Annotated in this window: 25 protein-coding genes; 14 read left to right on the forward strand and 11 right to left on the reverse strand. The window is 66.7% G+C overall.

The annotated features are described in order from the left end of the window. Positions 1-138: 138 nt before the first annotated feature. Together rpsO and SY91_RS14525 are read right to left on the reverse strand one after the other, a co-directional pair. Positions 139-408, reverse strand: coding sequence for a 30S ribosomal protein S15 (gene rpsO, locus SY91_RS14520; RefSeq protein WP_006398792.1), 270 nt, complete (start codon positions 406-408; stop codon positions 139-141). 106 nt (positions 409-514) lie between these two features. After that, positions 515-1,774 carry a branched-chain amino acid ABC transporter substrate-binding protein gene (locus SY91_RS14525; RefSeq protein ID WP_006478259.1) on the reverse strand — a complete coding sequence of 420 codons (1,260 nt, stop codon included), beginning with the start codon at positions 1,772-1,774 and terminating at the stop codon, positions 515-517. Positions 1,775-1,940: 166 nt separating this feature from the next. Between SY91_RS14525 and SY91_RS14530 the strand changes: the two genes are divergently transcribed. The 3 genes from SY91_RS14530 (at position 1,941) to SY91_RS14540 (ending at position 5,068) form a co-directional block, all read left to right on the forward strand. Then, positions 1,941-2,453, forward strand: a complete 513-nt coding sequence (locus tag SY91_RS14530; RefSeq protein WP_006478258.1) for a hypothetical protein — start codon at positions 1,941-1,943, stop codon at positions 2,451-2,453. A gap of 384 nt (positions 2,454-2,837) precedes the next feature. Next, complete coding sequence (locus tag SY91_RS14535; protein ID WP_023476900.1) at positions 2,838-3,476, forward strand: carbonic anhydrase; 639 nt, start codon at positions 2,838-2,840, stop codon at positions 3,474-3,476. Positions 3,477-3,517: 41 nt separating this feature from the next. Then, a complete protein-coding gene (locus tag SY91_RS14540) occupies positions 3,518-5,068 on the forward strand; it encodes a SulP family inorganic anion transporter (protein ID WP_023476899.1) in 1,551 nt (516 codons plus the stop codon). A 73-nt stretch (positions 5,069-5,141) separates the two neighbouring features. Here the strand turns inward: SY91_RS14540 and SY91_RS14545 are convergent, their stop codons facing one another. The 6 genes from SY91_RS14545 to SY91_RS14570 form a co-directional block, all read right to left on the reverse strand. Further along, a complete protein-coding gene (locus SY91_RS14545) occupies positions 5,142-6,686 on the reverse strand; it encodes a 2-isopropylmalate synthase (RefSeq protein WP_006478255.1) in 1,545 nt (514 codons plus the stop codon). 344 nt (positions 6,687-7,030) lie between these two features. Continuing rightward, positions 7,031-7,903, reverse strand: coding sequence for a CDP-diacylglycerol--serine O-phosphatidyltransferase (gene pssA / locus SY91_RS14550; RefSeq protein ID WP_006478254.1), 873 nt, complete (start codon positions 7,901-7,903; stop codon positions 7,031-7,033). 15 nt (positions 7,904-7,918) lie between these two features. Further along, positions 7,919-8,563: a phosphatidylserine decarboxylase gene (locus SY91_RS14555; protein ID WP_006478253.1), complete on the reverse strand. Its 645-nt coding sequence runs from the start codon at positions 8,561-8,563 to the stop codon at positions 7,919-7,921. Between the two features lie 127 nt (positions 8,564-8,690). Continuing rightward, the gene (gene ilvC, locus SY91_RS14560; RefSeq protein WP_006478252.1) at positions 8,691-9,707 is read right to left on the reverse strand and encodes a ketol-acid reductoisomerase; all 1,017 of its coding nucleotides are present in this window, start codon (positions 9,705-9,707) and stop codon (positions 8,691-8,693) included. Positions 9,708-9,813: 106 nt separating this feature from the next. Continuing rightward, positions 9,814-10,305, reverse strand: a complete 492-nt coding sequence (ilvN, locus tag SY91_RS14565; protein ID WP_006398781.1) for an acetolactate synthase small subunit — start codon at positions 10,303-10,305, stop codon at positions 9,814-9,816. A 111-nt stretch (positions 10,306-10,416) separates the two neighbouring features. After that, on the reverse strand, positions 10,417-12,180 hold the full coding sequence (locus tag SY91_RS14570) for an acetolactate synthase 3 catalytic subunit (RefSeq protein ID WP_006478251.1): 1,764 nt from the start codon (positions 12,178-12,180) through the stop codon (positions 10,417-10,419). Between the two features lie 355 nt (positions 12,181-12,535). Between SY91_RS14570 and SY91_RS14575 the strand changes: the two genes are divergently transcribed. The 11 genes from SY91_RS14575 to SY91_RS14625 all read left to right on the forward strand — a co-directional run bounded on the left by SY91_RS14575 (position 12,536) and on the right by SY91_RS14625 (position 22,022). Next, positions 12,536-13,099: an RNA polymerase sigma factor gene (locus tag SY91_RS14575; protein ID WP_006478250.1), complete on the forward strand. Its 564-nt coding sequence runs from the start codon at positions 12,536-12,538 to the stop codon at positions 13,097-13,099. Then, entirely contained in the window at positions 13,096-13,515 is a 420-nt protein-coding gene (locus SY91_RS14580) for a DUF3619 family protein (RefSeq protein ID WP_006478249.1), read from the forward strand. Before SY91_RS14575 ends, SY91_RS14580 begins: the two co-directional genes overlap by 4 nt. 26 nt (positions 13,516-13,541) lie before the next feature. Further along, positions 13,542-14,309 carry a DUF3106 domain-containing protein gene (locus SY91_RS14585; protein ID WP_006478248.1) on the forward strand — a complete coding sequence of 256 codons (768 nt, stop codon included), beginning with the start codon at positions 13,542-13,544 and terminating at the stop codon, positions 14,307-14,309. Between the two features lie 6 nt (positions 14,310-14,315). Beyond that, entirely contained in the window at positions 14,316-14,822 is a 507-nt protein-coding gene (locus SY91_RS14590; RefSeq protein ID WP_006478247.1) for an RDD family protein, read from the forward strand. A 222-nt stretch (positions 14,823-15,044) separates the two neighbouring features. Further along, positions 15,045-15,983 (forward strand): UDP-2,3-diacylglucosamine diphosphatase, encoded by a 939-nt coding sequence (locus SY91_RS14595; protein ID WP_023477824.1) that lies wholly within the window; start codon positions 15,045-15,047, stop codon positions 15,981-15,983. A gap of 28 nt (positions 15,984-16,011) precedes the next feature. Further along, positions 16,012-17,046, forward strand: a complete 1,035-nt coding sequence (locus SY91_RS14600; protein ID WP_043888581.1) for a glycosyltransferase family 4 protein — start codon at positions 16,012-16,014, stop codon at positions 17,044-17,046. Continuing rightward, positions 17,043-17,579, forward strand: coding sequence for a diacylglycerol kinase (locus SY91_RS14605; protein ID WP_011694335.1), 537 nt, complete (start codon positions 17,043-17,045; stop codon positions 17,577-17,579). Before SY91_RS14600 ends, SY91_RS14605 begins: the two co-directional genes overlap by 4 nt. Before the next feature lie 201 nt (positions 17,580-17,780). Beyond that, positions 17,781-18,539: a TetR/AcrR family transcriptional regulator gene (locus SY91_RS14610; RefSeq protein ID WP_023477823.1), complete on the forward strand. Its 759-nt coding sequence runs from the start codon at positions 17,781-17,783 to the stop codon at positions 18,537-18,539. Next, positions 18,536-19,117: a TIGR00730 family Rossman fold protein gene (locus SY91_RS14615; protein ID WP_006478242.1), complete on the forward strand. Its 582-nt coding sequence runs from the start codon at positions 18,536-18,538 to the stop codon at positions 19,115-19,117. Before SY91_RS14610 ends, SY91_RS14615 begins: the two co-directional genes overlap by 4 nt. Positions 19,118-19,139: 22 nt before the next feature. After that, positions 19,140-19,901, forward strand: coding sequence for an SDR family oxidoreductase (locus SY91_RS14620; RefSeq protein WP_006478241.1), 762 nt, complete (start codon positions 19,140-19,142; stop codon positions 19,899-19,901). A gap of 228 nt (positions 19,902-20,129) precedes the next feature. Continuing rightward, positions 20,130-22,022 (forward strand): ArnT family glycosyltransferase, encoded by a 1,893-nt coding sequence (locus tag SY91_RS14625; protein WP_043888580.1) that lies wholly within the window; start codon positions 20,130-20,132, stop codon positions 22,020-22,022. A gap of 173 nt (positions 22,023-22,195) precedes the next feature. On the opposite strand, the gene SY91_RS14630 is transcribed toward SY91_RS14625, so the two are convergent. From SY91_RS14630 to SY91_RS14640, 3 genes are all read right to left on the reverse strand, one after another. Beyond that, positions 22,196-22,813: a DUF924 family protein gene (locus SY91_RS14630; RefSeq protein ID WP_023477819.1), complete on the reverse strand. Its 618-nt coding sequence runs from the start codon at positions 22,811-22,813 to the stop codon at positions 22,196-22,198. After that, positions 22,810-23,541 carry an alanyl-tRNA editing protein gene (locus SY91_RS14635; protein ID WP_023477818.1) on the reverse strand — a complete coding sequence of 244 codons (732 nt, stop codon included), beginning with the start codon at positions 23,539-23,541 and terminating at the stop codon, positions 22,810-22,812. The genes SY91_RS14630 and SY91_RS14635 overlap by 4 nt, the downstream gene beginning before the upstream one ends. 103 nt (positions 23,542-23,644) lie before the next feature. After that, positions 23,645-24,055, reverse strand: a complete 411-nt coding sequence (locus tag SY91_RS14640) for a group II truncated hemoglobin (protein WP_006478237.1) — start codon at positions 24,053-24,055, stop codon at positions 23,645-23,647. Between the last annotated feature and the right edge of the window lie 26 nt (positions 24,056-24,081).

The raw sequence follows: 24,081 nt of genomic DNA on the forward strand, positions 1-24,081 counted from the left end.
CCGGTATCGGTCGCGGCGGCGGCCCCGCACGAACGTGCCGGACAGCCTGCGATGCGTGTGACGCTACGCACCGCGCAAAAACAAAATGCCTGTATCAGCGGACTGACACAGGCATCTTGCTGGCGGCAATCGCCTCGATTACTTACGCAGACCCAGCTTCTCGATCAGTGCGCGGTAACGGTCGGCATCCTTGCCCTTGAGGTAGTCGAGCAGCTTGCGGCGGCGGCTCACCATGCGCAGCAGGCCGCGGCGGCTGTGGTGATCCTTCGCGTGGGTCTTGAAGTGACCCGTCAGTTCGACGATACGTGCGGTCAGCAGTGCGACCTGGACTTCGGGCGACCCCGTGTCGTTGGTACCGCGGGCGAACTGAGCAACGACTTCCGACTTCTTGATATCTGCAACAGACATGTGATTTCCTTTCTAACTGAACAGGCGGACACGGAAGAATGGCCGTGCCGTGACTTACAACCGGCGCGCATTGTAGCACAACTCGATGCCGTTTTTACCCCCACCGTCACGGGCGTGTCATCGAGCACGTCGACGGCATCTCCGTACGCTGCGCCGGCACCGCGAGCACCGTCCGGAAGCCGTAGCCCGATCCCTCGTTGTCGAAGCGCACGCCCGGCGTGCCGACCTTGTCCATTTCCATCACGTAAAGGGGCTGGATCAGCTGGTGATCCTGGGCGCGCATCCGCGACGCGTGGAAGCCGTCGTCGAACGACAGGCCCTCGAGCGCACGCGCGACCGCCGCCGGGTCGGCCGAACCCGCGCGGGTCAGCGCCGCGGCCAGCATCTCGATCATCTGGCTCATCCGCCGCACCGGGTAGTCGTCCTGCGCGGCCGGGAAACGGGTCCGGAACGCGCGGTAGAACGCGTCGGACTTGGCGCCGCCCGCGTTCGGGTGCCAGTCGGCCACCGCCACGACGCGGCCGACGCCCGCGTCGCCGAGGGCCGCCGGCGCGCCGAGGCTGTTGCCGTAGAACGTATAGAACTTCGCGTCGAGCCCCTGTTCGCGCGCCGCCTTCACGAGCAGCGTGAGGTCGTTGCCCCAGTTGCCGGTCACGACGGCGTCCGCGCCGCTGGCGCGGATCTTCGCGATATACGGCGAGAAATCCTTGATCCGGCCGATCGGGTGGAATTCGTCGCCCGCGATCGTCACGTCCGGGCGCCGCGCCGCGAGCGCCTGCCGCGCGAGGGCGCTGACGTCGTGGCCGAAGCTGTAGTCCTGGTTCAACAGATAGACCTTGCGCAGCGCGCGATCGCGCGCCATCACGTCCGCAAGCGCGGCCATCCGCATGCCGGCATGCGCATCGAAGCGGAAATGCCAGAAACTGCAACGCGCGCCGGTCAGCGCCGGATCGTCGGCCGAATAGTTCAGGAACAGCATCCGGTTGTCCGGATCACGCGCGTTCAGCTTGTCGAGCGCGGCGACGAGCGCGGCCGCGACGGCCGAGCTGTTGCCCTGCGCGACGAAGCCGACATGCCGGTCGGCGGCCACGCGCAACTGCACGAGCGCCTCCTCCGGGCTGCCCTTGCTGTCGAGCACGACGAGTTCGAGCGGATGCGCGCCGTCACGCAGCTTCACGCCGCCCGCCGCATTGACCCGCTCGACACCGAAGCGCAGGTTGCGCTCCACCGCCGCGCCCGCGTTCGCGAACGGGCCCGACATCCCTTCGATCAGCGCGATCCGCACCGGCTCGCCGCCGGCAAACGCGGACGACACCAGCATCCACCCCGCGCTCCACGCGAGCGCGCACCGTTTCCACCCCTGCATCGGCCACCTGCCCTTCAATCTGCCCGAGAAGCGCGGATCATAGGCCGCCGCGCCCGCCACCCGCAAGCGCGACAGCCAGCGATCCGCACCGATTTTTTACGCGCGATGCGCCGTCGCGCGCCGTCCGTGATAAAACGGGACTTGTTTCCGTGTTCTGGAGAATCCGATGCGCATTCGCATTCCCGCGCGCCTGCCCGTGCTGATCGCCGGTGCGGCCGCGCTGCTGGCCGGTTGCGCGCAACCGTGGCAGCAATACCAGGCCGGCCAGGACGAGTCGGCGATCGTCGCGCGCATGGGGCCGCCGCGCGAGATCTACGACCTGCCCGGCGGCGGCAAGCGCCTGATGTGGCCGACCCAGCCGATGGGCGAAATCACGGTCGCGGCCGACGTCGATGCAGCCCACCGAATCGTCAACGTGCGCCAGGTGCTGCAGCCGAGCGAGTTCTATCGCGCGGAGATCGGCAAGTGGACGAAGACCGACGTCCTCGTCAATTTCGGACGCCCGGTCGAAACCTCCTACTTCCCGCTGATGAAACGCGAGGTGTGGACGTACCGGTATCTCGAGGACAACGTCTGGTACATGATGTACAGCTTCTACTTCGATCCGCAGGGCATCCTGCGCACCACGCAGAAAACGCCGGACCCGCTGCACGATCCCGATCGCCGCACCCTGTTCTGACCGATTGCGTATTTATACGCAATTGTCGCAATGGCCATTCACGAATTATTGCGTGAATGGCCATTTCATTTTTTCCGCTGCCTTATTTAATTCAACGAATAAGACGGAAAACTTTTCCGATCGATGACATTGCGATGGCAATACGCTGAACGCCCCGTCATGCGGGCCGTAGCGGGAAACAGGCACGCCCGGGGGCATGTTATGCGTCGCACTGGTGCATGCAATGCACTACGCCCAATCAATTTGAAACAATTTGTATCAACCCACCCGCAGTGCTAGGGCATACCCCTAATATCAGTCGAAAATCCAACCTTTCAATTTAGAAAGCATGCGATTGCGCCATTTCGTTCGATATTTATTTGCCTTTATCAAAAAGGAGTCCTCATGAATCGCCCCAAGAGCATGCTGGTTGCCAACATTGCCTGGGCCCGCGAGACGCGCGAACACACGCCCGGCTTTTTCGACGCGCTCGCGCGCGGCCAGAATCCGCGCGTACTGTGGATCGGTTGCGCGGACAGCCGCGTGCCAGCCGAAACCATCACGCACTGCGCGCCCGGCGAGCTGTTCGTCCATCGCAACATCGCGAACCTGTTCCACCCCGACGACGACAATTCCGCCAGCGTGCTCGAGTACGCAGTGCGGGTGCTGAAGGTCGACCACGTGATCGTGTGCGGTCACTACGGGTGCGGCGGCGTGCGTGCATCGCTGCTGCCGCCGCCCGCCGACCTGCCGCACGTCGCGCGCCGCATCGCGCCGCTCTGCGCGCTCGCGCGGCGCCATCGCGACACACTCGACGGGCTCGACGAGCTCGCCGCGGCCGACCGCCTCGCCGAGCTGAACGTGCTCGAACAGGTGCGGCTGCTGCGCGCGTCGCCGATTGTGCGCAGCCGCGAGCGGCCACCGCTCGTGCATGGCTGGATCTTTTCGCTCGCCGACGGCCGCCTGAAGGAGCTCGACTCCGGCTATGCGGCGTCGCCGACCGAAGCCGAGCCCGAACGCGCTGCCGCCGTCGCGCTCGGTTGACCCGCGCCCTGCCCCTCCACGTCAACGAAACCACCCCAACCATGAAACTGAACGAGCGCCTGTCCACCCTGCCGCGCGACATCGTCGCCGGCATCGTCGTTTTCCTCGTCGCGCTACCGCTCTGTCTCGGCATCGCCAATGCGTCCGGCGTCGAGCCGTTCGCCGGGCTCGTGTCGGGCATCGTCGGCGGCATCGTCGTCGCACTGCTGAGCGGCTCGTCGCTGTCCGTCAGCGGGCCGGCCGCCGGCCTCGTCGTGATCGTCGTCGAAGGGATCGCGCAACTCGGCAGCTTCTCCGCGTTCCTGCTCGCGGTGCTGCTGTCCGGCGTGCTGCAGTTCGGCTTCGGCATGCTGCGCGCCGGCCGCTTCGCCGCTTACGTGCCGTCGCCCGTCATCAAGGGCATGCTCGCCGCGATCGGCCTGCTGCTGATCGTGAAGCAGATTCCGTTCGCATTCGGCCTCGGCGGCCAGGCCGCGCAATCGTTTGCGAACTGGCCGGGCCTGCCGACCGCATGGGCCGCCACGGCGATCGCGCTTGCGTCGCTGGCGCTGCTGATCGCGTGGGACACGCCGGCTCTCAAGCGCTTCGCGTGGGTGCGCTCGGTACCCGCGCCGCTCGCGGTCGTCGTGCTCGGTATCGGCGCGACGCTCGTGCTCGGCGTGGTCGCACCGGCAGCCGCACCGGGCGCCGCGCATCGCGTCACGCTGCCCGAATTCGACTCGTTCGCGGCGCTCGCGGCATCGCTCAAGCATGCAGAGCTCGGCCCGAACTTCGCGCAACTGCTCAATCCGGACGTATGGCGCGTGGCGATCACGCTTGCGGTCGTCGCAAGCCTCGAGACGCTGCTGTGCCTCGAAGCGGTCGAACAGATCGATCCGAAGCGGCGGCCGACGCAACCCGATCGCGAGTTGAAGGCGCAGGGTGTCGGCAACCTCGTCGCGGGCGCCGTCGGCGGCCTGCCGATCACGTCGGTGATCGTGCGCAGTTCGGCCAACGTCAACGCCGGCGCGCAAAGCCGGATGTCCGCGATCGTGCACGGGGTCCTGCTGCTCGCGAGCGTGTTTGCGCTCACCGGCCTGATCAACCTGATCCCGCTCGCGAGCCTGGCCGCGATCCTGATCCACACCGGCCTGAAGCTCGCGAAGCCCGCACTGTTCCGCTCGGTGATGAAGCAAGGCCCGGCCGCGTTCGCACCGTTCGCAGCGACGATCGCGGGTGTGCTGGCGGTCGACCTGCTGTTCGGCATCGCGCTCGGCCTCGCATGCAGCGTGCTGGCCGTCGCCGTCGCGAACCTGAAGAGCCCCGTCACGCTCGCGCAGCATGACGATCACTTCCTGCTGTCGTTCCGCAAGGACGTGTCGTTTCTCGGCAAGGTGCAGGTCAAGCACCACCTGCGGCACATTCCGGACCGGGCGGCGGTGATCATCGACGCGACGCGCGCCGACTACATCGATCACGACGTGCTCGAACTGCTCGATGCGTTCGTCGCCGATGCGCCGCGGCGCGGGATCGCGGTCGAGTTCCGCCGGCGCAATCCGGCGCCACGCCCGGCGGCGCGCCGCTGGCTGTTCCGCGCGCCGGCCGCGGAATGAGCGGCCAATGAAAAAAACGCCCCGGCGGCGCAGGGCCGCACGGGGCGTCTCGGTGCCGCGCAACGCGCGGCGCTTACGAGCGCTGCGGGTTGAGCTTGTCGTCCTTCGAGTGCAGCTTGTTCAGCGCGGAAATGTACGCCTTCGCGGATGCGGCGACGATATCCGGATCGGTGCCCACGCCGTTGACGATCCGCCCGCTCTTCGACAGCCGAACGGTCACTTCGCCCTGCGCCTGCGTGCCGGTCGTGATCGCGTTCACCGAGTACAGCAGCAGCTCGGATCCGCTGCCGACTTCACCCTCGATCGCATTGAACGTCGCGTCGACCGGGCCGTTGCCGCGCGCCTCGCCGGTCACTTCCTTGCCTTCGACCGCGAACACGACCTTCGCCTGCGGCTGCTCGCCCGTTTCCGAACGCTGCGACAGCGACACGAACTTGAAGTGCTCCTGTTCCTGCGCGAGCGCCGATTCCTCGGACACGATCGCGATGATGTCCTCGTCGAAAATCTCCGCCTTGCGGTCGGCCAGATCCTTGAAGCGCATGAACGCGGCATTCAGTTCGGCTTCGCTGTCGAGCGACACGCCCAACTCCTGCAGACGCTGCTTGAACGCGTTGCGGCCCGACAGCTTGCCGAGCACGATCTTGTTCGCGGTCCAGCCCACGTCTTCCGCGCGCATGATCTCGTAGGTGTCGCGCGCCTTCAGCACGCCGTCCTGGTGAATGCCCGATGCGTGTGCGAATGCGTTCGCGCCGACCACCGCCTTGTTCGGCTGCACGACGAAGCCGGTAATCTGCGACACGAGCTTCGACGTCGGCACGATCTGCGTCGTGTCGATGCCGACGTCGAGACCGAAGTAGTCCTTGCGGGTCTTCACGGCCATCACGATTTCCTCGAGCGACGTGTTGCCCGCGCGCTCGCCGAGACCGTTGATCGTGCATTCGATCTGCCGCGCACCGCCGATCTTCACGCCGGCGAGCGAGTTCGCCACCGCCATCCCGAGGTCGTTGTGGCAATGCACGGAGAAGATCGCCTTGTCCGAGTTCGGAATGCGTTCGCGCAGCGTCTTCACGAGGTTGCCGTAGAGTTCCGGCACGCCGTAGCCGACCGTATCGGCGATGTTGATCGTCGTCGCGCCCTCGGCGATCACCGCTTCCAGCACGCGGCACAGGAAATCGAGATCCGAACGGCTGCCGTCTTCCGGCGAGAATTCGACGTTGTCGGTGAACTTGCGCGCGAAACGCACCGCGAGACGCGCCTGCTCGAACACCTGGTCCGGCGTCATCCGCAGCTTCTTCTCCATGTGCAGCGGCGACGTCGCGATGAACGTGTGGATCCGCGAACTGTTGGCCGGCTTGAGTGCGTCCGCCGCGCGCTGGATGTCCTTGTCGTTGGCCCGCGCCAGCGAACAGATCGTGCTGTCCTTCACGAGACCGGCGATCGTGTGGATCGCATCGAAATCGCCGTTCGAGCTGGCGGCGAAACCCGCCTCGATCACGTCGACCTTCATCCGCTCGAGGTGCTTCGCGATGCGGATTTTCTCTTCCTTCGTCATCGACGCGCCGGGCGATTGCTCGCCGTCACGCAACGTCGTATCGAAAATGATCAGCTTGTCTGTCATGGGGGGCTCCAGGGCTCTTTTATACGGAAGTCAAACGTAACGAGATCGCGCCACCGCTGGCGACGCTCAACAACAGACGAGGCTTGAGACGGAGGGCGAGAACGGTCAGCGCGGCAGGCGCGCCAAAGCTGGCGCGCGTAGCGGCGCACCGGCCAGAAGGAGGGGGAAGCGGGGAAATGCAGTCATGCCGCAGACTATAGCGACATTCCGTGGACCGCGCAATTGGACGACACCCGAGAACGGCACCCGGGAAACCGTGAACCGGCGCGGCCTGGCCCGCAAAAAGGGGCAAATGGAAACGGCGGCCCCGAGGCCGCCGTTTCCGGGCAGATCGTGCGTCGGCGTCAGTGATCGCGCTGCGACGAGCGCGCCGGATTCGCGCGCCCGCGGATGGCCATGTAGGCCCAGAACACGTAGCCGGACAGCCCGTACAGCACGAACAGGCAGAACAGCATCAGCGGCGGATCGGACGACACGAGCACGAACGCGACGACGACGAGCAGGATCGCCGCGAACGGCACGCGGTGCCGGACGTCGAGCGCCTTGCCGCTGTAGAACGGCGCGTTCGACACCATCGTCACGCCCGCGTAGATCGTCAGCACGAACGCGACCCACGGCAGCCAGCCGAGCTTCATCGGCACGCGGTTGTCGGTCGCGAGCCACACGAAGCCGGCGATCAGCGCGGCGGCGGCCGGGCTCGGCAGCCCCTGGAAGAAGCGCTTGTCGACCACGCCGATGTTCGTGTTGAAGCGCGCGAGGCGCAGCGCGGCGCCCGAGCAATAGACGAACGCGGCGAGCCAGCCCCAGCGGCCGAGATCCTTCAGCACCCACTCGTACATCACGAGCGCGGGCGCGACGCCGAACGACACCATGTCGGAAAGGCTATCGAACTGCTCGCCGAACGCGCTCTGCGTATGGGTCATGCGCGCGACGCGCCCGTCCATCCCGTCGAGCACCATCGCCACGAAAATCGCGATCGCGGCGATCTCGAAGCGTACGTTCATTGCCTGCACGACCGCGAAGAAGCCGCAGAACAGCGCGGCGGTCGTGAATGCGTTCGGCAGCAGATAGATGCCGCGCGTCTTCAGGAACCGCTGGCGCGCAGCGCGGCGGCTCTCGAGCGGCGCCGCATCGGGCGCCATCACCTTGTTGCGGCGGAACGGGCGTGGCGTCTGGCCGGAGCCGTTACGCGGCCGACGCGGTTTGAATGCGGCCATCGTGCGCCCCGCCGCTTACTGTTCGAGCTCGGCGAGGATCGTCGACGACGCGTAGACCTTCTCGCCGATCGACACCTTCGCGCGGCTGCCGAGCGGCAGGTACACGTCGACGCGCGAACCGAAGCGGATGAAACCGTAACGCTGGCCGCGCGACAGCGGCTCGCCGGCGCGCACGTAGCAGAGGATCCGGCGGGCGATCAGGCCGGCGATCTGCACGGACGTGACGGTCTTGCCGCTCGCCGTCTGGATCACGACCGCATTGCGCTCGTTCTCGGTCGACGCCTTGTCGATCGCCGCGTTCAGGAACGCGCCCGGGAAATACTCGACCTTGCTGATCGCGCCATCGACCGGCGAACGCTGCGAATGGACATTGAAGACATTCATGAACACGCTGATCTTCAGCGCTTCGCGGTTCGCGTACGGATCCTGCGCGGTCTCGACCGCGACGATGCGGCCGTCCGCCGGGCACAGCACCGCGTTCGGCTGCGCCGGGATCGGGCGCTGCGGATCGCGGAAGAACTGGACGACGAAGACGAGCAGCAGCCAGAACGGCCACGCGAAGCCGAAGCCCCCGACGGCATGGATCAACAGCGCGACGACGGCTGCAATCGCGATGAACGGCCAGCCTTCGCGCGCGATGATCGGATGAGGATAGTTCATGGATTCGTTCTGTGTTCGGTGAATTGCAAAGCACGTAGCATAACAAAAGCCGCCCGGGGCACTGCTGCCTTCGGACGGCTTTTTGATGCCGACCCTCCACTCGAAGGGCCGGAACAGCACGAGGTGCTTAGTTCTTCGTCTGGTCGACGAGCTTGTTCTTCGCGATCCACGGCATCATCGCGCGCAGCTTCGCGCCGACCTGCTCGATCTGGTGCTCGGCCGTCAGGCGGCGGCGCGACTGCAGCGTCGGGGCGCCTGCCTTGTTCTCGAGAATGAAGCTCTTCGCGTACTCGCCCGTCTGGATGTCGGTCAGGCACTGCTTCATCGCCTTCTTCGTCTCTTCCGTGACGACGCGCGGGCCGGTCACGTACTCGCCGTACTCGGCGTTGTTCGAGATCGAGTAGTTCATGTTCGCGATGCCGCCTTCGTAGATCAGGTCGACGATCAGCTTCAGCTCGTGCAGGCACTCGAAGTACGCCATTTCCGGCGCATAGCCGGCTTCGACCAGCGTCTCGAAACCCGCCTTGATCAGCTCGACGGTACCGCCGCACAGCACGGCCTGCTCGCCGAACAGGTCGGTTTCGGTTTCTTCACGGAAGTTCGTCTCGATGATGCCGGCACGGCCGCCGCCGTTCGCCGCCGCGTACGACAGCGCGATGTCGCGTGCCGCGCCCGACTTGTTCTGCGCCACCGCGATCAGGTGCGGCACGCCGCCACCTTGCGAGTACGTGCCGCGCACGGTGTGGCCCGGCGCCTTCGGCGCGATCATGATCACGTCGAGGTCGGCGCGCGGGATCACCTGGCCGTAGTGCACGTTGAAGCCGTGCGCGAACGCGAGCGCCGCGCCCTGCTTGATGTTCGCGTGGACTTCCTTCGCGTACACGTCGGCGATCTGCTCGTCCGGCAGCAGCATCATGACGACGTCCGCGCCCTTCACCGCTTCCGCGACTTCCTTGACCGACAGGCCGGCGTTTTCGGCCTTGCTCCACGACGCGCCGCCCTTGCGCAGGCCGACCGTCACGTTCACGCCGCTATCCTTCAGGTTCAGCGCGTGTGCATGGCCTTGCGAGCCGTAGCCGATGATCGTGACTTGCTTGCCCTTGATGAGGGAGAGGTCAGCGTCTTTGTCGTAGAAAACGTTCATGATGGTTCCTTCGCTAATTCAAAAAAATTCAATAATTCGTTCGGATGGAGTACTGCGGGCCGGGACATGACGGCGCACCCGGCGTGCCTCTTTGGCTATGTCGGCATCACACCTTCAGGATGCGCTCGCCGCGTCCGATGCCGGAGCTGCCGGTGCGCACGGTCTCGAGGATCGCGCCCGCGTCCAGCCCCTGGATGAATGCGTCGAGCTTGTCGCTCGCGCCCGTCAATTCGATCGTGTAGGTCTTCTCGGTCACGTCGATGATGCGGCCGCGGAAAATGTCCGACATCCGCTTCATTTCTTCGCGCTCCTTGCCCACTGCACGTACCTTGATCAGCATCAGCTCGCGTTCGATGTGTGCACCGTCGGTCAGGTCCACCACTTTCACCACCTCGATAAGGCGGTTCAGATGCTTCGTGATCTGTTCGATCACGTCGTCGGAGCCAATGGAAACGATGGTGAGCCGCGACAGCGATTGGTCTTCGGTCGGCGCCACCGTCAAGGTTTCGATGTTGTAGCCGCGTGCGGAAAACAGGCCGACCACGCGCGACAGCGCGCCCGGTTCGTTCTCCAGCAGGACGGAAATGATGTGTCTCATGTTCGCTTCTTCCAGAATGTGTCCGTGTCGATTCACTCGCGCCGCGCGCCGCCGCGTGCCGCACCGCCCTTCGTGAAGGCGGCCGCATCCGGCCAGACGCGCGTCGCGCCGTTACAGATCTTCCGATCCGAGCAGCATCTCGGTGATGCCCTTGCCGGCCTGTACCATCGGCCAGACGTTTTCGGTCGGATCGGTCTGGAAGTCGAGAAACACGGTGCGGTCCTTCAGGCGCAGCGCTTCCTTCAGCGCCGGCTCCACATCCGAAGTCTTTTCGATCCGCATGCCGACATGGCCGTACGCTTCGGCGAGCTTCACGAAATCGGGCAGCGCATCCATGTACGAATGCGAATAGCGCTTGCTGTATTCGATCTGCTGCCACTGGCGGACCATGCCGAGGTAGCGGTTGTTCAGCGAAATGATCTTCACGGGCGTGTCGTACTGCAGGCAGGTCGACAGTTCCTGGATGCACATCTGGATCGAGCCTTCGCCCGTGATGCACAGCACGTCGTCGTCCGGATGGGCCATCTTCACGCCCATCGCCGCCGGCAGGCCGAAGCCCATCGTGCCGAGGCCGCCGGAGTTGATCCAGCGACGCGGCTTGTTGAAACGGTAGAACTGCGCGGCCCACATCTGGTGCTGGCCGACGTCCGAGCACACGAACGCATTGCCGTCCGTCAGCTCCCACGCCTTCTCGACCACGTACTGCGGCTTGATGATCTCGCTTTCGCGGTCGAACTTCAGGCAGTCCTTCGCGCGCCAGCCCTCGATGTCCTTCCACCATTGCGCGAGCGCCTCGGTGTCGGGGCCATGCTCGGCCGTCTGCAGTTGCTCGATCAGCTCCTTCAGCACTTCCTTCACGTCACCGACGATCGGGATGTCGACCTTCACGCGCTTCGAAATCGACGACGGGTCGATGTCGATGTGAATGATCTTGCGCGGGCGCGACGCGAAGTGCGCCGGGTCGCCGATCACGCGGTCGTCGAAGCGGGCGCCGATCGCGATCAGCACGTCGCAGTGCTGCATCGCCATGTTCGCTTCGTAGGTGCCGTGCATGCCGAGCATGCCGAGGAATTTCTTGTCCGACGCGCGATAGCCGCCGAGGCCCATCAGCGTGTTCGTGACCGGGTAGCCGAGCAGGTCCGCGAACTGGTTCAGTTCACGCGACGCGTCGGCGAGGATGATGCCGCCACCCGTGTAGATGTACGGACGCTTCGCGGTCAGCAGCAGCGACACGGCCTTGCGGATCTGGCCCGAATGGCCTTTCGTGACAGGGTTGTACGAGCGCAGCGACACGCTCTTGATCGGCTCGTACTGGCACGGCGTCTTCGAGATGTCCTTCGGGATGTCGATCAGCACCGGGCCCGGCCGGCCGGTGCGGGCGATATAGAACGCCTTCTTGACGGTTGCCGCGAGGTCGCGGACGTCCTTCACGAGGAAGTTGTGCTTCACGCACGGACGCGTGATGCCGACGGTGTCGCATTCCTGGAATGCATCCTGGCCGATCGCGGCAGTCGGCACCTGGCCGCTGATCACGACCATCGGGATCGAATCCATGTAAGCCGTTGCGATGCCGGTCACCGCGTTGGTGACACCGGGGCCCGACGTCACGAGGCAGACGCCGACATTGCCGGTGGAGCGCGCATACGCATCGGCTGCGTGCACGGCCGCCTGTTCATGGCGCACCAGCACGTGCTGAATCTTGTCCTGCTTGTACAGCTCGTCGTAGATGTAGAGAACCGAGCCGCCGGGGTAGCCCCAGATGAATTCGACGTTTTCGTCGGCCAGTGCCTTCATGAGCACGGTACCGCCGATGGAGTCGCTATCGGGAGGGGAAAGGGGTTCCGACGTGGAGAATTCCGCGCTGGGCATGTTCATTTTGACCTTTCGAATTTTCGGCAAAAAATTGATCGGGTGCTCTCTGCCGGGCTTGTGGCTCGGGTTCAAGCGGCGCGTCCAGTTTGAAGGGCGGGCTTCTTGGGCCAGCCTCAAATGAGACCATCACTTCATGTTGCGAATCGCTGACGATAGCGGGTCGTGATGGGGCCGTCAAGTAAAATATCCCGCAGCGCATCATGCACGCCGCGGGGCGTCCCGCCGGCGCGGCTCGCGCGCAACGTGCGGCGCCCGACCCGGTGCCAAGCCGCACGAAAATTTGATAGCATCCGCGGGTTTTACGAAATTTTTCGACCTTTTACACCACGCAGCGGGCCGCAGCGCATACCTTCACGGAATGGCATCAGACAAGGAACTCGCCGACTTTCTGGCGGGCGTCGAAAGGCGCGCGTTCAAGCAGGCTGCGTACGCCGTGCGTGACGACGATGCGTCGCTCGACATCGTGCAGGACGCGATGATCAAGCTCGCGGAAAAGTACGGCGACCGGCCGTCGGCCGAGCTGCCGCTGCTTTTTCAGCGGATCCTGCAGAACGCGATCCACGACTGGTTCCGCCGGCAGAAGGTCCGCAATACGTGGGTGACGCTCTTCTCGTCGCTGAACAACACCGACGACGACGACTTCGACCCGCTCGAAACACTCGAATCCGCGGACGACAACGCGGGCGTCGAGAGCAGCGAGCACCGCCTCGAACGAGAGCAGGTTCTGGCCCTGATCGACGAAGAAATCCAGAAACTTCCGGCGCGTCAACGGGAAGCGTTCCTGATGCGTTATTGGGAAGATATGGATGTCGCCGAGACTGCCGCCGCAATGGGGTGCTCCGAGGGCAGCGTCAAGACGCACTGCTCACGAGCCACTCATACCCTGGCGCAAGCGCTCAAGGCCAAAGGAATCACGCTATGAGCTCCGCAAACCGAGAACACGAATTCGCGCTGAAGGTGCGCCGCGCGCTGGACGAGCGCGCGTCCGCGCTGCCTGCCGCGACCACCGATCGGCTGGCCGTCGCCCGCCGGGCCGCGCTCGCGCGCAAGAAGCCCGAAGCCGCGACCGCGCCGGTGTTCGTGCCGGCCTTCGCCGGCGCGGCCGGCGCCTACGGCCCGACGCCCGCGAACCGCCCGCCGACGTCGTTCGGCCGCCGCCTGCTGCGCGCGTGGCCGCTCGCGTTGCTGCTCGCGGGGCTCGTCGGCATCGCGTACTGGGAAGACATGCAGCGCACCGCCGAACTCGCCGACATCGACGCGGCGATGCTCAGCGACGACCTGCCGCTCAACGCGTATCTCGACCACGGGTTCAACGCGTATCTTTCGCGCGCTCACTAACAGACAATAACGAGGGGATCGTACGGGTGAGTCAGAAGCGCGGCCTGGCCGTATTTTTCGGATGCGTGATCGCGATCGCCGTTTCCTACGTCGCCACGTATCCCCGATTCCACCCGGCCCCCGCGACGATGCCCGTCGCGACCACCAGTTCCGCCGCGCCGGCGTCGGCCGCGGCCGGGCTGACCACCGAACTTCCGCCGCTGCCGCTTCCCCTGCCGCTACCGGCCGCCGCCGGCCCGCTGTCGTGGGCGCGCCTCACGCCGGCGCAGCACGCGGCCCTCGCCCCGTTCGCCGACCAGTGGGACGGCTTCAGCGATGCCCGCAAGCGTAAATGGCTGAAGATCGCATCGCGTTTCGCGAAGTTGTCGCCGGATGACCAGAAGCGCCTGCAGGAGCGGATGACCGAATGGGCGAAGATGACGCCCGAGCAGCGCCGCGTCGCACGCGAGAACTACCAGAGCGCGAAGGAACTGTCCGCGCAGGCGCGCGAGCGCGCGTGGAAGGCCTATCAGCAACTCCCCGAGGAGCAGAAGGAACGGCTTGCCGCCGCCGAACGCCGCCGCAAGCCGAGCGTCGTCAGCGCGCCGCCGACCGTCGCCGACCGTGACGTCCGCCGCCTCGTCAATTCGCACGAACACCCGGCCAGCGGTGCGGCCGCCGCTCCGGCGCCCGCGTCGGCCGGCGTCGCCGCGCAGCCGGTGCCCGCGTCGTCGACGTCCGGCACCGCGTCCGCACCGGCCGCCGTGGCGCCGGTGTCGCCCGCCGACGCGCCTTCGCTGTTCAAGGGCTCCTGAACGGCCGTGGCAAACGCCCGCGCGCCCGACACCCCGACCGCCGCGCCGTCCGTGCGACGGCGCCTCGCCGCGCTACTCTACGAGGGCGTGCTGCTGTTCGGCGTCGTGTTCTTCGCCGGGCTCGCGTTCAGCCTCGCGACGCAGCAACGCAACGGCCTCGTCCATCACAACCTGCTTGCCGCGTGGATCGCGCTCGTCGTCGGCGCGTATTTCGTGTGGTTCTGGACGCACGGCGGCCAGACGCTGCCGATGAAAACCTGGCGGCTGCGGCTCGAATCGTCGAACGGCCGGCCGCTGAGCGCCGGCCACGCGCTCGTCCGCTACGTGCTCGGCTGGCTGTGGTTCCTGCCGCCGCTCGCGCTGCACCCGCTCCTCGGCCTGTCGGTACCCGTCACGCTCGCGCTCGCCGCCGCGTGGATCATCGTATGGGCCGGCGCCGCCCGGTTGCACGCCGGCCGCCAGTTCCCGCACGACCGGATCGCGCGCACCCGCGTCGTCGCGATACCGCGCTGACGCGCCGCATTCGCCAGACGAAAGCCGCTCGCTCGGTGCTCCTGCCCTCCGGACGGCCTTGCCGAACAAGCTTCGGCCGTTCAGTGCGGCAGATGACGCAACGCCCGCTCGTTCACTGCTAAACACCCTTCAACGGTCGTAATAAGAACGTCTCGTGACTGTCATGGCACAGTCACGCCCGCATGGCGGAATGCCGGTAATGTCAACCGGCGCGAGTCATGCATGGGCCAGAAAACGTCCGCGACCTCACTGTTTCGTCACCCCATCGGCGCCCGCGCCGCCACTGCGTTCCTGTCCGGCTCGGGGGCAACCGACGGCGTGGTGTCGCACAAGCCGCCCGTCGCGCCCACCACGCAGCACGAGGACCCCGAGCCGTCCGCCCATCGCTACCGCACCATCTGGCTGTCCGACATCCACCTCGGCTCGAGCGGCTGCCAGGCGCCCTACCTGCTGGATTTCCTGCGTCACAACGACTCGGAATACCTGTACCTGGTCGGCGACATCATCGACGGCTGGCAGCTGAAAAAGGGCTGGTACTGGCCGCAGGCGCACAACGACGTCGTGCAGAAGATCCTGCGCAAGGCGCGCAAGGGCACGCAGGTCGTCTACATCCCCGGCAACCACGACGAAGGCGCCCGGCAATTCTGCGATCTCGCGTTCGGCGACATCCAGGTGCGCGGCGAGGCATTCCACACGACGCTCGCAGGCAAACGTTTGTGGATCGTGCACGGCGACCTGTTCGACGGCGTGATCCAGCACGCGAAATGGCTCGCGTACCTCGGCGACACGCTCTACACGCTGATCCTCGTGCTGAACCGCTGGTTCAACCGGATCCGCAGCCGGCTCGGCTTCCAGTACTGGTCGCTGTCGCAGTACCTGAAGCACCAGGTCAAGAACGCGGTCAACTTCATCTCGCAGTTCGAGACCGTGATGACCGACGAGGCGCGCCGCCGCGGCTGCGACGGCGTCGTGTGCGGCCACATCCACAAGGCCGAGATTCGCGACATCGACGGCGTGCTGTACTGCAACGACGGCGACTGGGTCGAAAGCCTGTCCGCGCTCGTCGAAACGATGGAAGGCGAACTGAAGATCGTCTACTGGACGGTGATGCGCACCGCACCGTCGGAGACCACGTCGCGCAAGGCCAAGGCCGCTGCCTGACACAACCCTACTTACAGGACATGCCGCGATGAAGATCATGATCGTCACCGACGCGTGGGAACCGCAGGTCAACGGCGTCGTGCGCACGCTGAAGAGCACGGCGCGCGAACTCACGGCGCTCGGCCACCGCGTCGAACTGCTGACGCCGCTGGAATTCCGCACGGTGCCCTGCCCGACCTACCCCGAGATCCGCCTGTCGATCCTGCCGTACCGCAAGCTGCGCGCGCGGATCGATGCGTTCGCACCCGACGCGCTGCACATCGCGACCGAAGGCCCGCTCGGCCTGGCCGCGCGGCGCTATGCGCGCGCCCGCAAGCTGCCGTACACCACCGCGTACCACACGCGCTTTCCGGAATACGTGCAGGCGCGCTTCGGTATTCCGCTCGCCGCCACCTACCGCTTCCTGCACTGGTTCCACGGCCCGTCGCTCGCGGTGATGGCGCCGACGCCGGTCGTCAAGCAGGACCTCGAGAAATTCGGCTTCACGAACGTCGTGCTGTGGACCCGCGGCGTCGATCTCGACATCTTCCGGCCGATGGAGTCGAAGGTGCTCAACACCGCGCGGCCGATCTTCCTGTACGTGGGCCGCGTCGCGATCGAGAAGAACGTCGAGGCGTTCCTGCGCCTCGACCTGCCCGGCTCGAAGTGGGTCGCGGGCGAAGGCCCCGCGCTCGCGGAACTGAAGTCGCGCTACCCGGAGGCGAACTATCTCGGCGTGCTGTCACAGACCGAGCTCGCGAAGGTGTATGCTGCGGCCGACGTGTTCGTATTCCCGAGTCGCACCGACACGTTCGGCCTCGTGCTGCTCGAAGCCCTCGCCTGCGGCACGCCGGTGGCCGCGTATCCCGTCACGGGCCCGATCGACGTGCTCAGCGGCGGCGACGCGGGCGCGATGCACGAGGACCTGCAGGAAGCCTGCCTCGAGGCGCTGAAGATCGAACGCACGACTGCGCGCGCGTGGGCGGAACGCTTCTCGTGGCGCGCGGCATCCGAGCAGTTCGCGTCGCATCTGAAGCCGCTGCCGAAGACCGCGTACTCGCCAGCCGAAGGTGCCGCCGTTTGAAACGAGACCTGAACGACAAGATCCCGCCCCCCGCCGCGACGCCGTCACGGCACCGCCCGTTCGACGAGGAAGAGCCGCACGCCGATGCGGACGTGCACCCGCACGAGCCGCTCGGCCCCGACGACCGGCTCGCGCCGTTGCCGCCGAACCCGTACAAGCGCCACCGCGGCATCACGCGTGCGTGGTTCGCGCTCAAGCATTCGCTGAACGGCTTTCGCGTCGCGATCCGCGAGGAAAGCGCGTTTCGCCAGGAGCTCACGCTCGCCGCGCTGATGCTGCCGATCGGCGCGTTCGCGCCGGTGCCGGCCGCATCGCGCGCGCTGCTGATCGGCTCGGTGCTGCTGGTGCTGATCGTCGAGCTGCTCAACTCGAGCGTCGAAGCCGCGATCGACCGCATCTCGCTCGAGCGCCACGAACTCTCGAAGCGCGCGAAGGACCTCGGCAGCGCGGCCGTGACGGTCGCGCTGTTCGCGTGCGTGACGACGTGGGGCTTCGTGCTCGGGCCGGTCGTCGCACGCTGGCTCGGCTTCTAGACAACCGCCCGGCGTCCTTCCCGTCGCCCGCATGCGGCGCTGCACCATGCGCCGCGCGGGGCCGCGATCATGAAATGCCCCGATGTGGCGAAACCCCGGTTTATAATCGTCCGCTAGACATAGAACAGCAACCCGCGCCGGACGAATCACGCAGCATCGATTGCAGCGCCCGCCAGTCCGGCACACACAGGGCCGGACGACATGGAAGCGAAACCTCCCCGCCGCACCCGCGAACGGATTCTCGAGTTGTCGTTGAAACTCTTCAACGAGATCGGCGAGCCGAACGTCACCACCACGACGATCGCCGAGGAAATGGAAATCAGTCCAGGCAACCTGTACTACCATTTCCGCAACAAGGACGACATCATCAACAGCATCTTCGCGCAGTTCGAGCAGCAGATCGAACGGCGGCTGCGCTTCCCCGAAGATCACCGTCCGACGATCGACGAAACCTGGTCGTACCTGCAGTACATGGCCGATTTCATGTGGACCTACCGGTTCCTGTATCGCGACCTCAACGACCTGCTCGCGCGCAACCGCACGCTCGAGACGCACTTCAAGCAGATCATCAGCCACAAGGTGCGCTTCGCGCACGACATGTGCGAGCTGCTCGTCTCCGATGCCGAAATGGTCGCGACGCCCGCCGAGATCGAAGTCATCGCCACCAACATGGCGGTGATCTCGACCTACTGGCTGTCGTACCAGTACGTGATGCATCCGCGCAAATACAACGACCAGGACGCGATCCGCGAAGAGCTGCACCAGGTGAGCATGCACGTGATCTCGATCATGGCCCCGTACCTGCGCGGCCGTTCGCGCCAGCTGTTCGACGACCTCGTCTCCGGCAAGCTGCCCAAGCGCCAGTTCACCGACTACCTGCCGCCGCGCGACGGCTCCCCGCGCCCCGCCGACAGCCCCGTCGTCACCGGGCAGGCGTCCTCCAAGGATTCCAAGCAATGAAGGCAGTCTGCGTTTACTGCGGCTCGTCGTCCGGCGTGCGGCCCGTCTATGCCGACGCCGCGCGCGCGTTCGGCCGCGCGCTCGTCGATGCGGGCCTCACGCTCGTGTACGGCGGCGGCCGCGTCGGCCTGATGGGCGTGATCGCCGACGAAGTGATGGCGGCCGGCGGCCGGGCGGTCGGCGTGATCCCCGAGCTGCTCGTCGACAAGGAAGTCGGCCATACGGGGCTGTCGGAACTGCACGTCGTGCCCGACATGCACCATCGCAAGAAAATGATGGCCGACCTCTCCGACGCGTTCGTCGCGATGCCCGGCGGCGCCGGCACGCTCGAGGAGCTCTTCGAGGTCTACACGTGGGCGCAGCTCGGCTATCACCGCAAGCCCGTCGCGCTCTACAACATCGATTCGTTCTACGATCCGCTGATCGCGCTGCTGCGCCATACGGTCGACGAAGGCTTCATGCGGCCTGCCTATTTCGACGCGCTGTGCGTCGAATCGGAACCCGTCGCGCTGATCGAGCGGCTGCGCCACTACCAGCCGCCCGCCCGCGACAAGTGGGCGCCCGACGCAGCGAAGTGATCCGCACCGGAAACCGCACGCGATGACCGCACCGTCCGACCGCAAGGCAGTCCTCATCACCGGCGCGAGCCGCGGCATCGGCCGCGCGACCGCCGTGCTGGCGGCCGAACGCGGCTGGGACGTCGGCATCAACTACGCGCGCGACGCGGCGGCGGCCGAACTGACCGCGCAGGCCGTGCGCGACGCGGGCGGCCGCGCGTGCATCGTCGCGGGCGATGTCGCGAACGAGACGGACGTCGTCGCGATGTTCGATACGGTTGCGACCGAGTTCGGGCGCCTCGACGCGCTCGTGAACAATGCAGGCATCGTCGCACCGTCGATGCCGCTCGCCGACATGCCGGTCGACCGGCTGCGGCGGATGTTCGATACCAACGTGCTCGGCGCCTATCTGTGCGCGCGGGAAGCGGCGCGCCGGCTGTCGACCGACCGTGGCGGCCGCGGCGGCGCGATCGTCAACGTGTCGTCGATCGCGTCGCGGCTCGGCTCGCCGAACGAGTACGTCGACTACGCGGGCTCGAAAGGCGCGGTCGATTCGCTGACGATCGGCCTGGCAAAGGAACTCGGCCCGCATGGCGTGCGCGTCAACGCGGTGCGCCCCGGCCTGATCGAGACCGAAATTCATGCAAGCGGCGGCCAGCCGGGCCGCGCAGCCCGCCTCGGCGCGCAGACGCCGCTCGGCCGAGCGGGCGAGGCGCAAGAGATCGCGGAAGCAATCGTCTGGCTGCTCGGCGACGCGGCGTCCTACACGACGGGCGCCCTGCTCGACGTCGGCGGCGGCCGCTAAGCTGACGCGCGGCGCAACAATACAGCGATCGAAACCGCCTCGTAGTCACGGCGCCACAAATCTCCACAATTCCGTGACACTTCCAGTAAACATCCGTAACAATTCCGTGCTCTACTAGCGGCCATTCAGACAGGTGTCTCAAACACGCTGTCCGTTACCCCGGATGTAGCCCCTTATCGGTCCAGCCCATGTCGCCGGACCGGCTCGACTCGACCCGAGATCTTTTCCATGCCTGGAACCGCAGCGCCCAGCCGGCGACGCACGTCCGTGCCCGCCCCGGCCGCGCACACCCGCTCGACCGCCGATACCGACGTCCTCGCGACGCTCGACGTCGCCGCCCCGCCCGTCGCCGCCTCGACCGCCACGATCAGCGCCCCGCGCGACCGCTCGCTGCTGCTCGGCTGGCGCGCCTGGCTGTTCGTCGCCGCACTGGTGTGCGCGTACACGCTGCCCGGTGTGCTCGGCCACGATCCGTGGAAACAGGACGAAACCTACACGTTCGGCATCATCCAGCACATGCTCGAGACCGGCGACTTCGTCGTGCCGACCAATGCCGGCCTGCCGTTCATGGAAAAGCCGCCGCTTTACGCATGGGTCGGGACCAGCCTCGCGTGGCTGCTGCAGCGCGTGATGCCGCTGCACGACGCGGCGCGCCTGGCGAGTGCCCTGTTCGCCGCGCTCGCGTTCGGCTTCATCGCACGCGCGGCCCGCGTGGCCAGTCGCGCGGACACCTGGTTCGACCTGCGCGTGCTCGGCCCGGTGGTACTCAGCGCCGGCACGCTCGTCGTCATCAAGCACGTGCACGACATGATGACGGACGTCGCGTTGTTTGCCGGCACGGCAATCGGGTTCTGCGGGCTGCTCGAACTCGTGATGCAGCATGTCGCGCAGGCGCAGCAGATGCGGCACGGGCTGCCGATACATCCGGCGAGCCGCTGGGCCGCGCCGATCTTCGGCGCGGGCGTCGGCATCGCGCTGATGGCGAAAGGGCTGTTCGTGCCGCTCGTGTTCGCGGCCACGCTCGTGTGCACGCTGGTGCTCTACCCGGCCTGCCGCACCCGCTCGTTCGCACGCGCGCTGGGCGTCGCCGCACTCGTGTTCGCGCCGTTCGCGCTGATCTGGCCGACCGCGCTGTTCCTGCGCTCCGAAACGCTGTTCATGACGTGGTTCTGGGACAACAACGTCGGTCGCTTCTTCGGTTTCTCCGTGCCCGAACTGGGCGCGGAAAACGACAAGCCGTTCTTCATCCTGCGCGCGTTCCTCACCGTCGGCTTCCCGGTCGCGCCGCTCGCGATCGTCGCGCTCGCCCGCGGCGCATGGCGCGACTGGCGTGCGCCGCGCATCGCGCTGCCCGTGCTGTTCGCCGGCATCGGGCTCGTGGTGCTGCAGGTGTCCGCGACGTCGCGCCAGCTCTACATCCTGCCGTTCTTCGCGCCGCTCGCACTGGTCGCCGCGCAGGCAATCGAGCGCCTGCCGCGCCGGCTGCATCTCGCGTGGGATTACCTGAGCCGCATCCTGTTCGGCACGGTGGTCGTGCTCGCGTGGGCGATCTGGGCGGTGATGGCCGATCCGGCCGCGTCGCGCGCGGATCTCGCGCTGCTCGGCCGCTGGCTGCCGCTCGACTGGACGATGCCGATCCAGCCCGCGCTCGTGACCGGCGCGCTCGCGCTGACGGTCGGCTGGCTGACGCTGCTGCCGAAGCTGCGCACGACGGGGCTGTGGCGCGGCGCGCTGTCGTGGGGCGCCGGCGCGATTGTCGCTTGGGGGCTCATCTATACGCTGCTGCTGCCGTGGCTCGACGTCGCGAAGAGCTACCGCTCGGTGTTCGACGACCTGAACGCGCATCTCGCGCTCGAATGGAACGACGGCGACTGCATGGCGAGCCTGCATGGGCTCGGCGAATCGGAAGCGCCGATGCTGTACTACTTCTCCGGCATCGAGCACACGCCGATCGACGACGCGAAGACGACGCGCTGCACGTGGATGATCGTGCAGGGCGTGCGGGCCGTCGATCCCGCGCCGGGCAGCGAATGGAAGCTGTTCTGGGCGGGCGCCCGCCCGGGCGACAACGAGGAATTGCTGCGCGTCTACGTGCGCACGCCCGAACAGCACCTGCAGTGATACAGGACGGCGCGATGCGCCGTCCTGCCCGCCTTCACTTTCCTCTTCGGCATAGGTCGCGGCAATCCGGCCGACCGGTGCGCAGCCCGTGCTGCCGCACCCGCGCCTGCACGAACCCGCAAGCGCCCGGGCGTTAGCCGCCCCGTTCCCTCATCTCGCCAACGTACGGATCGTCAGAACGACGAGCCGGGCTCTCGCAGAAACGCCGTTTCCTCGTCGGTCGACGCGCGACCGAGAATCGCGTTCCGGTGCGGAAAGCGGCCGAAGCGCTCGACGATCGCCGCATGCAGCAACGCGAAGCGGTGATAGCTCTCGCATCCGGCCTCGTCGCGGATGCCCGCGCACAGGCGCACGGCCTCGCGCTGGCTCTCGACCGACTCGTCGTGCTCGAACGGCAGATACGCGAACGCACGGTGATGGCCGCTCGGCAACCGGGTGTCCCAGCCGGCCGCGACGACGCGGCGGGCGAGCGCGAGCGCTTTCGGATCGGCGGCGAACGCGCGCGGCGTGCCGCGATGGATGTTGCGCGAGAACTGGTCGAGCACGACGATCAACGCCAGCGCGCCCGACGGCGAATCGGCCCAGTGATCGCAGGCGCCGTCGCACGCGGCGTCGAGCAGTGCGCCGTAACGCGTGCGCAGCACGTCGTCGAACGCGACGCCGCCGTTGAACCAGACCTTGCGGTTCTGCCCGAATTCGGCCGAGCCCGGCTCGCCGAACCAGAAATCGAGAATCTCCCTTGCTTGCGGATCGAGCGCCGCCGCGCCTGTTTTCCCGGTATCGACCGTCATGCAAACTCCAGTACGAGGCGCCGTGTGCGCGCGCTCTTCTTTTCCAGTTTCGCAACCCGCAACCCGCCGATTTCGGATGTGTTGCGCACATGCGTGCCGCCGCACGGCTGCAGGTCGACGTTTTCGATGCGCAACAGCCGCACGCGGCCGAGGCCCATCGGCGGCTTCACGCTCATCGTGCGCACGAGTTCGGGACGCTCGGCCATCTCGTCGTCGGTGATCCATTCGGTCGTGACCGGATGCGCGCCGACGACGAAGTCCGCGAGGCGCCGCTCGACGTCGTCGCGGTCTATCGCGTCGGAAGTCGCGAAATCGAGCCGCACGTAGTCGGCCGTCACGCTGCAGCCGTCGACCGCGTACGGCAGCACCGCGCACATCAGGTGCGCGGCCGTGTGCAGACGCATGTGCCGGTAGCGGCGCAGCCAGTCGATCTCCGCGACCACGCGCGTACCGGGGGCGAGCGTCGCGACGCTCGCCTCCTGGCCCGGCGCGGGCACGTGGACGGCGTCGTCGGGCGTCGCGCCGTCGAACTTCGCCTTGCGCGTGTCGGCAATCGCGATCGTACTGCCGTCGGGCAAAGTCAGCGTGCCGGTGTCGCCGGCCTGGCCGCCGCCGAGCGGATAGAACACGGTGCGGTCGAGCCGGATGCCGTCGTCGCCGACGGCCTGGACGATCGCCTCGCATTGCGTGAGGTACGCGTCTTCGCGAAACAGCGCTTGTGTCGTCATCGGGCAAGCCTCGTATCGATGGAGAAACGGCCAGTGTCGCGCCGGGCCGCTCGTGCGCCCAGACGCAGATCGTCCCGCGCGCGGACAGCGGCGTACCGGTCGATCAACCGGGCCGGTTGCGCATCCAGTCGGCCGTGTCGTAGAACGAATGCATGAGCCGCTCGCGCAGCGGCTCCGGCAACCCGACGTCCTCCATCGCCCACGCCATGCAGCGCAGCCACTGGTCGCGCTCGACCGACGCGATCGGGAACGGCAGGTGCCGCGCGCGCAGCCGCGGATGGCCAAACCGGCTGATGTAGTGGTCGGGGCCGCCGAGCCAGCCGCACAGGAACCAGAACAGCTTGTCGCGCGAACCGTCGAGCGACGGCGGATGCAGCGCGCGAATCTGCGCGAACTCGGGCTCGAGGTCCATCAGGTCGTAGAAACGGTCCACCATTTCGCGCACGCGGGCTTCGCCGCCCACGAGTTCGAACGCCGTCGGCTGCGCCGGCGCATCGTCATTCACATCGGTCATTACGGATAGTCGGAAAACGGGATCTT

The organism is Burkholderia cenocepacia (assembly GCF_014211915.1).
GTDB classification, from domain to species: Bacteria; Pseudomonadota; Gammaproteobacteria; order Burkholderiales; family Burkholderiaceae; genus Burkholderia; species Burkholderia orbicola.

What these genes read in the sequence shown, in the direction of transcription:
- rpsO (WP_006398792.1), bottom strand. Translation starts at nt 408, where the DNA reads ATGTCTGTTGCAGATATCAAGAAGTCGGAAGTCGTTGCTCAGTTCGCC.
- SY91_RS14525 (WP_006478259.1), bottom strand. Translation starts at nt 1,774, where the DNA reads ATGCAGGGGTGGAAACGGTGCGCGCTCGCGTGGAGCGCGGGGTGGATG.
- SY91_RS14530 (WP_006478258.1), top strand. Translation starts at nt 1,941, where the DNA reads ATGCGCATTCGCATTCCCGCGCGCCTGCCCGTGCTGATCGCCGGTGCG.
- SY91_RS14535 (WP_023476900.1), top strand. Translation starts at nt 2,838, where the DNA reads ATGAATCGCCCCAAGAGCATGCTGGTTGCCAACATTGCCTGGGCCCGC.
- SY91_RS14540 (WP_023476899.1), top strand. Translation starts at nt 3,518, where the DNA reads ATGAAACTGAACGAGCGCCTGTCCACCCTGCCGCGCGACATCGTCGCC.
- SY91_RS14545 (WP_006478255.1), bottom strand. Translation starts at nt 6,686, where the DNA reads ATGACAGACAAGCTGATCATTTTCGATACGACGTTGCGTGACGGCGAG.
- pssA (WP_006478254.1), bottom strand. Translation starts at nt 7,903, where the DNA reads ATGGCCGCATTCAAACCGCGTCGGCCGCGTAACGGCTCCGGCCAGACG.
- SY91_RS14555 (WP_006478253.1), bottom strand. Translation starts at nt 8,563, where the DNA reads ATGAACTATCCTCATCCGATCATCGCGCGCGAAGGCTGGCCGTTCATC.
- ilvC (WP_006478252.1), bottom strand. Translation starts at nt 9,707, where the DNA reads ATGAACGTTTTCTACGACAAAGACGCTGACCTCTCCCTCATCAAGGGC.
- ilvN (WP_006398781.1), bottom strand. Translation starts at nt 10,305, where the DNA reads ATGAGACACATCATTTCCGTCCTGCTGGAGAACGAACCGGGCGCGCTG.
- SY91_RS14570 (WP_006478251.1), bottom strand. Translation starts at nt 12,180, where the DNA reads ATGAACATGCCCAGCGCGGAATTCTCCACGTCGGAACCCCTTTCCCCT.
- SY91_RS14575 (WP_006478250.1), top strand. Translation starts at nt 12,536, where the DNA reads ATGGCATCAGACAAGGAACTCGCCGACTTTCTGGCGGGCGTCGAAAGG.
- SY91_RS14580 (WP_006478249.1), top strand. Translation starts at nt 13,096, where the DNA reads ATGAGCTCCGCAAACCGAGAACACGAATTCGCGCTGAAGGTGCGCCGC.
- SY91_RS14595 (WP_023477824.1), top strand. Translation starts at nt 15,045, where the DNA reads ATGGGCCAGAAAACGTCCGCGACCTCACTGTTTCGTCACCCCATCGGC.
- SY91_RS14600 (WP_043888581.1), top strand. Translation starts at nt 16,012, where the DNA reads ATGAAGATCATGATCGTCACCGACGCGTGGGAACCGCAGGTCAACGGC.
- SY91_RS14610 (WP_023477823.1), top strand. Translation starts at nt 17,781, where the DNA reads ATGGAAGCGAAACCTCCCCGCCGCACCCGCGAACGGATTCTCGAGTTG.
- SY91_RS14615 (WP_006478242.1), top strand. Translation starts at nt 18,536, where the DNA reads ATGAAGGCAGTCTGCGTTTACTGCGGCTCGTCGTCCGGCGTGCGGCCC.
- SY91_RS14620 (WP_006478241.1), top strand. Translation starts at nt 19,140, where the DNA reads ATGACCGCACCGTCCGACCGCAAGGCAGTCCTCATCACCGGCGCGAGC.
- SY91_RS14625 (WP_043888580.1), top strand. Translation starts at nt 20,130, where the DNA reads ATGCCTGGAACCGCAGCGCCCAGCCGGCGACGCACGTCCGTGCCCGCC.
- SY91_RS14630 (WP_023477819.1), bottom strand. Translation starts at nt 22,813, where the DNA reads ATGACGGTCGATACCGGGAAAACAGGCGCGGCGGCGCTCGATCCGCAA.
- SY91_RS14635 (WP_023477818.1), bottom strand. Translation starts at nt 23,541, where the DNA reads ATGACGACACAAGCGCTGTTTCGCGAAGACGCGTACCTCACGCAATGC.
- SY91_RS14640 (WP_006478237.1), bottom strand. Translation starts at nt 24,055, where the DNA reads ATGACCGATGTGAATGACGATGCGCCGGCGCAGCCGACGGCGTTCGAA.